13 protein-coding genes and 1 pseudogene are annotated in these 11,808 nt (G+C 53.1%); all 14 read left to right on the top strand.

What is annotated here, in order from left to right; genetic code table 11:
* Positions 1-23: 23 nt before the first annotated feature.
* Positions 24-350, top strand: a complete 327-nt coding sequence (locus ACNQ0W_RS19420; protein ID WP_058691914.1) for a head-tail connector protein — start codon at positions 24-26, stop codon at positions 348-350.
* An 8-nt stretch (positions 351-358) separates the two neighbouring features.
* A complete protein-coding gene (locus tag ACNQ0W_RS19415) occupies positions 359-697 on the top strand; it encodes a phage head closure protein (protein WP_058691913.1) in 339 nt (112 codons plus the stop codon).
* Positions 694-1,143, top strand: a complete 450-nt coding sequence (locus ACNQ0W_RS19410) for an HK97-gp10 family putative phage morphogenesis protein (protein WP_417933229.1) — start codon at positions 694-696, stop codon at positions 1,141-1,143. The genes ACNQ0W_RS19415 and ACNQ0W_RS19410 overlap by 4 nt, the downstream gene beginning before the upstream one ends.
* Positions 1,140-1,487 (top strand): tail completion protein gp17, encoded by a 348-nt coding sequence (gene gp17, locus ACNQ0W_RS19405; RefSeq protein WP_042863305.1) that lies wholly within the window; start codon positions 1,140-1,142, stop codon positions 1,485-1,487. The genes ACNQ0W_RS19410 and gp17 overlap by 4 nt, the downstream gene beginning before the upstream one ends.
* A gap of 59 nt (positions 1,488-1,546) precedes the next feature.
* Positions 1,547-1,966 (top strand): annotated as a pseudogene (locus ACNQ0W_RS19400) (phage tail tube protein); the annotation flags it as partial.
* A 32-nt stretch (positions 1,967-1,998) separates the two neighbouring features.
* Positions 1,999-2,382, top strand: a complete 384-nt coding sequence (locus ACNQ0W_RS19395) for a phage tail assembly chaperone (RefSeq protein ID WP_213320040.1) — start codon at positions 1,999-2,001, stop codon at positions 2,380-2,382.
* Positions 2,383-2,390: 8 nt separating this feature from the next.
* Positions 2,391-2,669, top strand: coding sequence for a phage tail assembly protein T (locus ACNQ0W_RS19390; RefSeq protein WP_058691912.1), 279 nt, complete (start codon positions 2,391-2,393; stop codon positions 2,667-2,669).
* Between the two features lie 121 nt (positions 2,670-2,790).
* Positions 2,791-3,027 (top strand): phage exclusion lipoprotein Cor, encoded by a 237-nt coding sequence (gene cor / locus ACNQ0W_RS19385; protein ID WP_042863304.1) that lies wholly within the window; start codon positions 2,791-2,793, stop codon positions 3,025-3,027.
* 206 nt (positions 3,028-3,233) lie between these two features.
* The gene (locus tag ACNQ0W_RS19380) at positions 3,234-6,698 is read left to right on the top strand and encodes a phage tail tape measure protein (RefSeq protein WP_417933228.1); all 3,465 of its coding nucleotides are present in this window, start codon (positions 3,234-3,236) and stop codon (positions 6,696-6,698) included.
* Between the two features lie 2 nt (positions 6,699-6,700).
* Entirely contained in the window at positions 6,701-7,039 is a 339-nt protein-coding gene (locus ACNQ0W_RS19375) for a phage tail protein (RefSeq protein ID WP_022648745.1), read from the top strand.
* Positions 7,036-7,794 carry a phage minor tail protein L gene (locus ACNQ0W_RS19370; RefSeq protein ID WP_006809150.1) on the top strand — a complete coding sequence of 253 codons (759 nt, stop codon included), beginning with the start codon at positions 7,036-7,038 and terminating at the stop codon, positions 7,792-7,794. Before ACNQ0W_RS19375 ends, ACNQ0W_RS19370 begins: the two co-directional genes overlap by 4 nt.
* Before the next feature lie 2 nt (positions 7,795-7,796).
* The gene (locus ACNQ0W_RS19365) at positions 7,797-8,507 is read left to right on the top strand and encodes a C40 family peptidase (protein ID WP_022648744.1); all 711 of its coding nucleotides are present in this window, start codon (positions 7,797-7,799) and stop codon (positions 8,505-8,507) included.
* Complete coding sequence (locus ACNQ0W_RS19360) at positions 8,507-9,094, top strand: tail assembly protein (protein WP_001549121.1); 588 nt, start codon at positions 8,507-8,509, stop codon at positions 9,092-9,094. Before ACNQ0W_RS19365 ends, ACNQ0W_RS19360 begins: the two co-directional genes overlap by 1 nt.
* Before the next feature lie 53 nt (positions 9,095-9,147).
* The coding region (locus ACNQ0W_RS19355) for a host specificity protein J (protein ID WP_417933227.1) at positions 9,148-11,808 on the top strand (2,661 nt) is incomplete at its 3' end.

Genomic DNA, 11,808 nt, shown 5'->3' with positions numbered 1-11,808 from the left:
GCCGCTTTTTTCGGGGCAAACAAATGCTTGATCAGAATGTGGTGAAACAGCATTGCCGCATTGATACCGACTTTACGGGTGATGATGCTCTGCTGGAGATTTACACAGGTGCGGCGGCCCGGTACGTCCAGACATGGACACGCCGAACGCTCTATGAAAAGGAAAGCAGCCCTGGCTACGCTGACGACCCGGACCCGATCCTGCTCAATGATGATGTCAAGGCAGCCATGCTACTGCTTATCGGTCACTGGTATGCAAACCGGGAATCCGTTGCCATCGGGCAAACCGTTGCAGAGGTCCCGCTTGCAGTTGAATCCCTGCTTCAGCCATACCGAATTTACGGAGTGTAGGAGGGGTTATGCAGGCCGGAAGACTGAGAGACAGGGTGGTTATTCAGAACATAACAACATCCAGAGACCCTTCTGGTCAGCCTGTTGAAACGTGGCATGACTGCGCAGAAACCTGGGCAGAAGTTAAGGGCATCAGTGGGCGTGAGTTAGTAGCCGCTGGTGCAGAAACGGCCGTAGCCACTATCAGGGTATGGACTCGATTTCGTAACGATATAACTGCTGCGTCCAGACTCAGGGTTATGACTGGCCCGTTCAAAGGGACCATTTTGAATATCGTTGGTCCACCGATACCTGATTCTCGCGGTATTCAGCTCGAAATTCTTTGTAAGCAGGGGATCGAAAAATGATTGAGACGAGCCTCGATTTTTCCGGGTTAAATGACATAGCAAAGGATCTGGAGGCGCTTAGCCGCGCTGAAAACAACAAGGTCCTGCGTGATGCCACGCGCGCTGGCGCCGAAGTGCTTAAGGAAGAGGTGATCGCCCGCGCACCAGTGCGCACCGGGAAACTGAAAAAAAACGTGGTGGTGGTTACCCAAAAAAGCCGCCGCCGAGGGGAGATTTCTTCCGGCGTCCATATTCGTGTGGTTAACCCGCGCACCGGTAACAGCGATAACACGATGAAGGCGAATAACCCGAGAAACGCCTTTTACTGGCGCTTTGTGGAGCTGGGAACGGCCAACATGCCTGCGCATCCTTTTGTGCGACCCGCTTACGATACGCGCGAGGAAGAGGCCGCCAGCGTCGCTATTGCCAGAATGAATCAGGCTATTGATGAGGTATTGAGCAAGTGAATGAAGATGATATCTACGCCTTGCTTTCTCCCCTGGCGCAAGGACGGGTATATCCCTACGTTGCACCATTAGGTAGTGACGGAAAGCCGTCTGTCTCGCCACCCTGGATTATTTTTTCCATCGTCGATGATGTTTCCGCTGACGTGCTGTGTGGCCAGGCAGAGAGCAGGGTTTCCATTCAGGTAGATGCTTACTCAACCTCCATCAAAGAGGCGCGCGCGCTCGTGGAAGATGCTCTAGTGGCGCTACGGCCACTAAACCCGACGGAGGTCGCCAGGCTCCCCGGATACGAGCCCCATCGACGACTCTACCGCATGACCCTCGATTTCAGGGTTACCCCCTGACAATTAATTCACCCAACGAACCCGCCTGATGGCGGGTTTTCTTTTTCCAGGAGACAGCTATGTCTGCACTTTATGAAAAATCGCAGCTGACGAAGATCCTTATTTCCTCTCTGCCAGCCACCAAAGAAACGATGGATTCCGCAACCTTCCTCGATCTGAGTTGCACCATCAAAGAAATTCAGTTCACCGGTGGTCAGAAGCAGGATATCGACGTAACAACGCTTTGCTCTACCGAGCAGGAGAACATCAACGGCCTGCCTTCTCCGTCAGAAATCTCTCTATCCGGTAACTTCTACAAGAATCCGGCGCAGGACGCCTTGCGTGAAGCGTATGACAACGATACGACCTACGCTTTCCAGGTTATCTTCCCGTCCGGCAAGGGCTTTAAGTTCCTGGCTGAAATCCGCCAGCACACCTGGTCTTCCGGTACCAACGGCGTAGTGGCGGCAACGTTCTCCCTGCGCCTGAAAGGTAAGCCTGAAAACATCGAGTCTGGCTCCTGAGAGGTCTCATGAAGAATATTAAAAATCTCGCCCTGGCTAAGATGTCGGGATTTCGTCATAAGACGGTCGCCGTTCCTGAGTGGGAAGGCGTCAAAGTGGTTCTCCGTGAGCCGTCAGGTGAAGCCTGGCTGCGCTGGCAGGAAGTGGTGAAAGCGGGTGCTGATGATGAAAATGTGTCAATATCGGAAAAGGCACACCGTAATCTTTGCGCTGACGTTGTGCTCTTCATTGACGTTCTGTGTGACACCGATAAGCAACCGGTATTCAGCGTAGATGAAGAAGAGCAGGTGCGTGAAATCTACGGACCCGTACACTCACGCCTGCTCAAACAGGCGCTTGACCTGATTAACAACGCGGACGAAGCGCGGGAAAAGTCTCAACCCCCGGCATAAAGTTTCTGATGTCGCTTGCGCTCCGGATGGGGCGCACGCTATCAGAACTACGGCAGAACATGACGGCAAGCGAGCTTCTGATGTGGATTGAGTTCGACAGGCAAAGTCCGGTTGGCGATATTCGCGGGGACATTCAGGCCGCCCAGCTCGTCTCTGCCATCTACGGATCACAGGGGGCAAAAGTACCGCTGGACGATGCGATCCTGCGCTGGGGTGGTGACGAGCAATCAGCAACAAAAGACCCGTTTGCAGGACTTGAGGCTGCACTTACAGCTGCGACACAGTAAGAACATTCTTTTTACTCTCTGGCTAAAGAAATTTGGTGATTACAATCCCGAGCCTGCTTTAACACGAGTTTAATCCAAAATAAATTGCTGTTAATCTGAGAAAAAACTAAGAGGATGTGCAATGAAACGATTTATTTTGGCCCTGGGTATCTCTAGCGTGCTTTCAGGTTGTGCCGGCCTGCTTGATAAACAGGACCCTATTTGTTCTGGTGTGGCCATGGTTGGCGGACAAGAAACAACGGTGCAAATTTATGGCATTCGTAAGGTGGTTGAACAAACTCAGTATCGAGCTGGTTATCCGTTTAACTGGCAGTGGGTCGCAGCCAATAATTTCAAATCCAATACTTGTTCAAAATGAGTTTGTCAGATACGAACTCCTAAGTTAGCATAATGTTGCTGCTGTGAATCCACCTATGCGGATGGGCGTACAGTCAAATTTCTCTGATGAGAAACGTAAACGAGATCGCGAGTTCTTTGACTGGAGGACTCACCGGGAGGCACCCGGCACAGCAGCAACAAATTAAACCTCGCTCCGGCGGGGTTTTTTTCGCCTGGAGAAATGTGATGGCAACCTTACGCGAATTAATAATCAAAATTTCCGCTAACTCGCAGTCATTCCAGACGGAAATTTCCCGCGCCTCACGTATGGGGCAAGACTATTACCGTACCATGCAAAATGGTGGACGACAGGCCGCCGCCGCCGCCCGTGAGAGCGAAAGGGCTCTATCCGATTTGACTGATGGATTTGCATCAGTAGGGAGAGCAGCAGCCGCTGCTACAGCTGCCTTTGCGACAGGTAAACTTGTTCAGATTGCCGATGAGTGGAATTCAGTAAACGCTCGTCTAAAGCAGGCCTCATCTTCTGCTGATGATTTTGCTGCCTCTCAGCGGCAGTTAATGGAAATAAGCCAAAGAACCGGCACGGCATTTTCAGATAACGCAAACCTTTTTTCTCGCGCAGCTGCCTCAATGCGCGAGTACGGTTATAGCTCTGACGAAGTTCTGAAAATTACAGAAGCTGTCTCTACCGGTCTTAAGCTTTCTGGGGCTAACACTCAGGAGGCGAGTTCTGTTATCACTCAGTTCAGTCAGGCGCTCGCACAAGGCGTTCTTCGTGGTGAAGAATTCAACGCCGTTAACGAAGCAGGTGATCGTGTTATTCGCGCACTTGCCGCCGGAATGGGCGTGGCCAGAAAAGACCTGAAGAGCATGGCTGACCAGGGGCAACTTACGATTGATAAGGTTGTACCTGCATTAATGAGCCAGCTGGGCTCATTACAGGGTGAGTTTGCCAGCATGCCGCAAACAGTTTCCGGATCCCTGCAAAAAGTCACAAACTCGTTCATGGCATGGGTTGGCGGTGTCAACCAGGCTACAGGTGCTACCGATGCGCTATCTGGTGGCCTGGACGGGGTTGCCCAAACGCTTGATTCATTTACATCATCGGCAGTAAGTGGCGCACTGAGTGATGTTGCAGACAATATGTCCACGATCACAACAGTGGCGGGTGCGCTTGTTGGTGTTGGGCTGGCAAGGTATCTCAGTGGAGTAGTAACTAGCGCCACGAGCGCAACCGGCGCGCTAATTTCTGCGGCTAAGTCAGAGGTCGCACTTGCTGTTGCGCAGGATAAAGCGGCTCAGTCTGCTGTTGCAGCTTCAAGGGCTGAAGTTTATCGAGCCCAGCAAGCTGTTCAGCGTTCACGAAGCGCAGATGTCCAAGCTGCTCAGCAAGAGAAAATTGCGGCAGCGGAAGCAAAGGTTACAGCAGCTCAAGCCAGGCTGACTACTGCTCTTGCAACTGGCACCGCTACGGAAAAAGTCAGAGCCAGAACTGCGCTTGAACGTGCACAGGCAGGGCTGGTGGCCGCAAAAAACGCCGATGCCCAGGCTGTTGCAGAAAGGCGTTTGGCCGCGACACAGGCCTCCTTAAGCCGGAACCTTGCAAACCGCGTTTCGACTCAGAGCAATCTCAATAGCGTAACATCTGTCGGTACTCGGCTGATGAGTGGTGCGCTTGGCTTGATTGGTGGCGTGCCTGGGCTGGTGATGCTGGGAGCAGGCGCCTGGTATGCGATGTATCAGAATCAGGAGCAGGCTCGTCGTTCTGCACAGGAGTATGCCAGTCAAATTGACGAGATTAGAGAGAAAACATCTCGCATGTCCTTATCGGAAACGGATGACAACCGTGGTAGGACTGTTGGAGCCCTTGTCGAGCAAAATCGTCTGATTGATGAGCAAGCAAGGAAGGTTGGTGACCTGAAGTCTCAAATTGACGATCTTAATGCCTCCCGTGGTAAGCCGGGCATTACCAGCGAGAACGATGCCAATATTTTAAGCGCTATCGCGATTGTTACTGATCAACTCGCGGTTGAAGAGGGAAAATTGAATGATATGCGAGATAAGTCTCGCGGAATTCAGCAGGCCCTCGAAGAAATAGAGCGGCGTCGTAACGATTTGATACGTGAGCAAGCCTGGCGTCAGAATGCTGTATATCAGTCACTAATTATGATGAATGGGCAGCATACTGAATTTAATAAACTTCTTGGTTTGGGCAATCAACTTCTCATGGCTCGCCAGGGGCTGGCTAACGTCCCGCTCAGACTCCCGCAGGCAGACCTCGACAAAAAGCAAACCGATGCCATCGAAAAGAGCCGCCGGGATCTGGAGTTGTCACGCCTGAAGGGGGAGGCCAAAGAGCGCCTGCGGCTGAGTTATGCAGCCGATGACCTGGGGTTAACCAGTGATCCACAATTCCAGACTGGACGTCAGGAGTTGATTAATAACGGTCTGGCTGAATGGCGGAATAATGAGGCCAACAAACCCAAGGCGAAGGGCGGTAAAACCGAAGGAGAGAAAACAGAGGATGTGTATAAGCGCCTTATCAAGCAGCAAAAAGAGCAGATCGCCCTGCAAGGTCAGAATACTGAACTGGCGAAGGTTAAATATCAGGTCAGCCAGGGCGAACTTGCTTCTCTGACGGAAGCCCAGAAAAAGACGGTATTGCAGAATGCAGCGCTGATTGACCAGGTTAAATTGCGTGAGCAACTGCGAAATTACGAAGCCAACCTTGCCGACAGTAACGCCAGCGCCCGCGCAGCTAATGAAGCGCAACTGCTTGGTTACGGGCAGGGTACCCGGTTCCGGGAAAGACTTCAGGAGCAGTTCAACCTGCGTAAGGAGTTCGAGCAGAAGAATACCGATCTTCTTCGCCAGCGCCAGGCTGGTGAAATCGACGAGACGTTCTATCAGCAGGGGCTGGCACTTAATAAGCGCTACCTCGAAGAGCGCCTGCGCGACCAGGAGGGATATTACGTCGCTTCTGATGCGCAGCGTGACGACTGGATGACGGGCTTGTCTGAGGGGTATGCGAACTGGGTGGACGAAGCTACTGATTATTCTTCCATGGCTGCTGACGGCATGAAGCAGGCCATGGGTGGCGCGGTCACCACGATCACCGACATGCTCAATGGCAACGTTGACAGCTGGAAGGACTGGGGCGTGAGCGTACTGAAGATTATCCAGAACGTTCTGGTCAACATGGCTGTTGCTAATGGCGTCAGCTCAATTGGATCACTGTTCAGTTTTGGCGCCTCGTCAGCCGCAACCGCCAGCAGCGGTACCGCTATTCAGAATGCCGGCGCGAACTTTACCTTTAATGCGAAGGGTAATGTTTACGACTCTCCGTCCCTGAGCGCTTACAGCAATGGCGTTTTTCAGACACCTCAGCTGTTTGCTTTTGCTAAAGGCGCAGGGATTTTCGGCGAGGCAGGTCCTGAAGCAATCATGCCCCTCACGCGGGCACCTAATGGTGATCTTGCCGTTCGCGCAGTGGGGATGCCGCAGGTCTCTGGCGGTGTGCCTTCAGTTAACTTCGGCGATATCAATATTCAGGGCGGATCTCCACAGGCGTCCAGTCAGGGTACTGCCGGAGCAGCAGGCAGGCAGCTTAAGGATGCCATCACTGGTGTCATTAACGAACAGGCCAGCATGCCGGGCTCGCCTCTGTGGCGATTAATCAAGGGAGTTTAACCATGGCAGTCGAAACCTTCAGCTGGTGCCCAAAGGTTGCCTCTCAGGTTGATACAAGTTTTCGTACCCGAAAGGCGCAGTTTGGTGATGGCTATACACAGGTGGCCGGGGACGGCATCAACCCGGTAACACCTCAGTGGAGCGTGAGCTTTACCGGCGACGAGGCTTACATTCAGGCCATTAAAAACTTTCTCAACAGACATGCAGGGTGGAAGTCATTTATCTGGAAGCCGCCGCTTGAGCCCTCAGGCTTATGGCGCGCGGAATCCTTCCAGATATCTACCCACGGCAACAAGAAATACACCCTCAGCAGCACATTCATACAGGCATACCATCCATGAGCATTTCATCTGATGTCCAGAAACTGGAACCGGGTAAGCGCGTCCGCCTGATCGAGGTGGACGGCTCAGCGTTCGGTGCGGGTATTCTTCGCTTTCACAACGAGACAATCCCGCATACCGAGGCGGAAATCATCGCCGCAGGCGGCGACGAGTCAAAACTTGAGCCGAAGTCGGTGTGGTGGCAGGGGCAGGAGTATGGCGCGTGGCCGTATGAACTGACCGGCATATCTGTAAGCAGTGACGGCCAGAGTTCACGGCCGTCTCTCACCGTGGCAAACATCAGTGGCACGATTGGCGCGCTGTGCCGAAGGTTTCAGGGGATGGCTAAGGCAAAGGTGATCATCCATGACACTTTCGCCCACTACCTGGACGCAAGAAATTTTCCTGACGGGAACCCAACTGCGAATCCCAACGAGGAGCGCAAACAGGTTTATTACATCGACCGTAAATCAGGATCAGACGATGAAACCGTAGAGTTTGAGCTTTCCAGTCCAGCCGATTTGCGCGGGCAACTCATTCCGACCCGGCAAATTCAGCCAATGTGCACGTGGTGCATGCGGGGCTGGTACAAAACGGGGAACGGCTGCACCTACGCCGGGCAAAACGGCTGGTTCGATAAAGACGGCAACCGGGTGGACGATCCTTCACAGGATGTTTGCTCCGGACTGCTGTCAACAGGCTGTAAACCTCGCTTCGGAGAGAATGAACAGCTGGATTATGGCGGGTTTCCTGGGGCTTCACTTCTGAGAGGATAATTATGCGCGACAAAACAGTTAGCGCCATTCTGGCACATGCCGCCGCATCCTTCCCTGAAGAGTGCTGTGGCGTGGTTATCCAGAAGGGGCGGGTGGAGAAGTACATCCCCTGCAAAAATAATGCTGAGTCGCCGACTGAGCAATTCGAACTCAATCCTGAGGATTATGCGGCCGCCGAAGAGCAGGGCACTGTGGTGGCGATCGTCCACAGTCACCCCGGCGACGGTGCAACAACCCAACCGAGCGAGCTCGACATGCTGATGTGTGATGCCACGGAACTGCCGTGGATTATTGCATCGTGGCCGGAGGGCGACATTCGCACCGTCATGCCTCGCGGAGACCGTCCCCTCACAGGGCGCCAGTTTGTACTCGGGTATGCAGACTGCTGGTCTCTCATCATGGACTATTTCCGCATCGAGCACGGCATTGAACTGCCCAACTACAGCGTAGATCGCCACTGGTGGGAGCAGGGCGAAAACCTCTACATGGACAACTGGTATGAGTGTGGATTCAGGGAGTTCGACGGGCCTTCCCAGCCAGGTGACATGGTGATCATGCAGGTACAGTCCGCAGTCCCAAACCACGCGGGTATTTTGCTTGAGGGTAATGTGCTCCTTCACCACATGTATGGCCAGCTAAGTCAGCGCATTCCATACGGTGGCTATTATCGTGACCGTACCATCAAAATTCTGCGCTATAAGGATTTGATGTAATGGAAAGAAAAACCGTCATTAAACTCAGTGGTTCAATGGCTCAGCGATTTGGCAGGACCCACCGCCGCGCGTTAACGTCTGCCAGTGAGGTATTCAGGGCGCTATCTAACACAATTGATGGATTTGATGCCTACCTGCGTGAGACCAGAGCGAAGGGGCTGGACTTTGTCATCTTCCGAAACCAAATAAACATAGGAAAGGAAGAGTTTGATCTTCTTGGACCTGGCGATGAACTTCGCATTATCCCTGTAATACGCGGCAGTAAAAGGGCTGGCCTCTTTCAAATTGTTACTGCCGCCGCAATTGCGGCTTTTACCTGGTGGAACCCAATAGGATGGGCAGCAGGTACACAAATGGCGCTATATGCCGCAGCTGGTTCTATGGCTGTGGGTGGTGTAGTGCAAATGCTTTCCCCTCAGGTTGCTGGTCTGAGGATGCGACAGGACCCAGATAATAAGCCTTCCTATGCGTTTGGCGGACCCGTCAATACTACGGCATCCGGTAACCCCGTTCCTTTGCTTTACGGACAGAGGGAAATAGGCGGTGCGATTATCTCAGCCGGGATTTATGCAGAAGATCAGCAATAAACCAAACTACCCATTTCAAGCCACCTGACGGTGGCTTCTTTTATGGACGCGATATGACGACGACGATCATCAAAGGCCGCGGTAAAGGTGGCAGCAATCAGACCCGAACACCCGTTGAAGCACCGGACAGCATTCAGTCCATTGCAAGGGCAAAGGTGCTGATTGCGCTTGGAGAGGGTGAGTTCGCTGGCGGGCTTGATGGTAAAAACATTTTTCTTGGTGACTCATCTTCGTACACGCCTCTTCAGAACGCCGACGGAAGTTATAACTTCAATAATGTGAAATATGAGTTCCGTTCCGGTACTCAGGACCAGGACTACATTCAGGGCTTCCCCGGCATTGAAAACGAACTTCAGGTTTCATACGAGCTGAAACAGGCTGTGCCGTACGTGCGCGCGGTATCCAACACGCAGCTCTCTGCGCTGCGAATTCGCCTGGGATGGCCAACTCTTTTACTCCAGAAAAACAACGGTGATAAAGTCGGCACCCGCGTCGAGTATGCTATCGATCTGTCGGTCGATGGCGGGCCGTATGAAACGGTGGTTAACGGTGCTGTTGATGACAAAACCACGTCGCTTTATGAGCGCAGTCACCGCGTTAACCTTCCAAAATCCTCGACTGGCTGGCAGTTACGGGTTCGCAGAATCACGCCGGATTCCACGAGCGTGAATATCGTGGACACCATGCGCGTTGTAGCTGTAACTGAAATTATTGACGCCAAACTTCGCTACGTTAACACAGCGCTGCTGTATGTAGAGTTTGACGCAAAGCAGTTCCCTAATGGCATTCCTCAGGTTGTGTGCAATCCGAAGGGGAGAATCATCCGTGTACCTGATACCTACGATCCTGAAACCCGCACTTACTCTGGTACATGGGAAGGTGTGTTTAAATGGGCATGGACGGATAACCCCGCCTGGATTTATTACGACATCATTCTGAACGAGCGTTTCGGGCTGGGGCAAAGAATCGATGCGACTCAGATAGACAAGTGGGAACTTTATCGCATCGCCCAGTATTGCGATCAGCTGGTACCAGACGGCAAGGGCGGCAGCGGGACGGAGCCGCGTTTTCGTTGCAACGTTTATATCCAGGACCGTAATGACGCCTGGACCGTACTTCGTGATCTGGCGGGTATATTTCGCGGCATGACGTACTGGGGTGACAATAAGATGTATGTCCTGGCTGATATGCCCCGCGATGTGTGGCATATCTATAACCACGCCAGCGTAGTTGAGGGTAAATTTACCTTTGCGGACCCGAGTGAAACCACCCGAAACACTGCCGCGCTGGTGAACTGGTCAGACCCTGCCAACCACTACAAAGATACGCCTGAGCCTGTTTACGATAGCGATCTGGCCATGCGCTTCGATTATCGTCAGCTCGAAATGACTGCGATCGGCTGCACCAGGCAGTCAGAGGCAAACCGGCGGGGGCGCTGGGCGCTGCTTACCAACGGTATCGGCGAGGTGGTGACCTTCAGCACAGGCATGGACGTCCCCCCTGTTGGTGAGGTGATCGGCGTGGCTGCTAACGAGCTGGCCGGAAGAACTATCGGCGGCAGGGTGAGTGCGGTTAACGGCCGCAACATAACCCTCGATCGCGCTGCTGATGTGAAAGCCGGTAACAGGCTGTTTTTGAATCTTCCGTCAGGCACAGCTCAGGCCAGAACCGTCCAGGCCGTTAACGGAAACACAGTCACTGTCACCACACCCTACAGCGAAACGCCGGAGGCTGAATGTAACTGGGGTGTGGACTCTGACGATCTGTTTATAGCGTTTTTCCGTGTTACGGGAACGCGGGACAACAACGACGGTACTTTCGAGGTCACCGGGACGACTTACAACCCTGATATCTATTCCGCTGTTGATACCGGCGCAAGACTGGACGAGCGGCCAGTCAGTGTCATTCCGCCAGGGGTTCAGGCTCCCCCAGGAAATATCGTCGTAGACAGTTACTCTACGGTTAACCAGAACATTGCGATTACCACCATGCGCGTTGCCTGGGATGCTGTTCAGGGTGCAGTTGCGTACGAGGCGGAATGGCGGCGTGACAGCGGCAACTGGATTAGTGTGCCCCGAACGTCTTCTCTCGGCTTTGAAGTGCAGGGTATCTACTCGGGTCGCTATCTGGTCCGCGTCAGGGCGGTGAACGCCAGCGACGTTTCATCAGTGTGGGCGACATCACCAGAAGTAAATCTTACGGGTAAAGTGGGCAATCCACCGAAGCCGGTTGGCTTCATCGCTTCTGAAAATGTGGTTTTCGGCATCGAGCTAAACTGGGGATTCCCGGCGAATACCGACGACACGCTGAAGACGGAAATTCAGTACAGCCTGACCGGTTCTGAAGACGATGCGATGCTGCTGGCCGATGTGCCTTACCCGCAGCGCAAATATCAGCAGATGGGCCTTAAGGCTGGGCAGATTTTCTGGTTCCGCGCGCAGCTGGTGGACCGCAGCGGCAACGAATCAGGTTACACAGAATGGGTGCGGGGACAGGCCAGCATCGATGTTTCCGACATTACCGATGCAATCCTGGAGGAGATTAAAGACTCTGACGTATTTAAGGATTTGATTGAAAATGCGGTCGATAGTAGCGCTAAATTCGCGGAACTGTCTGATGCAATTAAGGAGAACGCCGATGGCCTGGCTGCTGCCGTGGGTTCGAATAAGCAGACAGCCGAAGCAATTATCGGCAATGCTCTGGCTATTGCTGAT

It is taken from the genome of Enterobacter cloacae complex sp. 6730903, from assembly GCF_048283985.1.
GTDB lineage: Bacteria > Pseudomonadota > Gammaproteobacteria > Enterobacterales > Enterobacteriaceae > Enterobacter > Enterobacter hormaechei_C.
The sequence above is the reverse complement of the archived record's forward strand: the minus strand, read 5'-3'. Positions and strand labels throughout refer to the sequence as shown.

Bases quoted from the DNA above. Each gene is read 5' to 3' on its own strand.
- ACNQ0W_RS19410 (WP_417933229.1), top strand. From the start codon at position 694: ATGATTGAGACGAGCCTCGATTTTTCCGGGTTAAATGACATAGCAAAG.
- ACNQ0W_RS19420 (WP_058691914.1), top strand. From the start codon at position 24: ATGCTTGATCAGAATGTGGTGAAACAGCATTGCCGCATTGATACCGAC.
- cor (WP_042863304.1), top strand. From the start codon at position 2,791: ATGAAACGATTTATTTTGGCCCTGGGTATCTCTAGCGTGCTTTCAGGT.
- ACNQ0W_RS19360 (WP_001549121.1), top strand. From the start codon at position 8,507: ATGGAAAGAAAAACCGTCATTAAACTCAGTGGTTCAATGGCTCAGCGA.
- ACNQ0W_RS19380 (WP_417933228.1), top strand. From the start codon at position 3,234: ATGGCAACCTTACGCGAATTAATAATCAAAATTTCCGCTAACTCGCAG.
- ACNQ0W_RS19370 (WP_006809150.1), top strand. From the start codon at position 7,036: ATGAGCATTTCATCTGATGTCCAGAAACTGGAACCGGGTAAGCGCGTC.
- ACNQ0W_RS19415 (WP_058691913.1), top strand. From the start codon at position 359: ATGCAGGCCGGAAGACTGAGAGACAGGGTGGTTATTCAGAACATAACA.
- ACNQ0W_RS19375 (WP_022648745.1), top strand. From the start codon at position 6,701: ATGGCAGTCGAAACCTTCAGCTGGTGCCCAAAGGTTGCCTCTCAGGTT.
- ACNQ0W_RS19365 (WP_022648744.1), top strand. From the start codon at position 7,797: ATGCGCGACAAAACAGTTAGCGCCATTCTGGCACATGCCGCCGCATCC.
- ACNQ0W_RS19395 (WP_213320040.1), top strand. From the start codon at position 1,999: ATGAAGAATATTAAAAATCTCGCCCTGGCTAAGATGTCGGGATTTCGT.
- ACNQ0W_RS19390 (WP_058691912.1), top strand. From the start codon at position 2,391: ATGTCGCTTGCGCTCCGGATGGGGCGCACGCTATCAGAACTACGGCAG.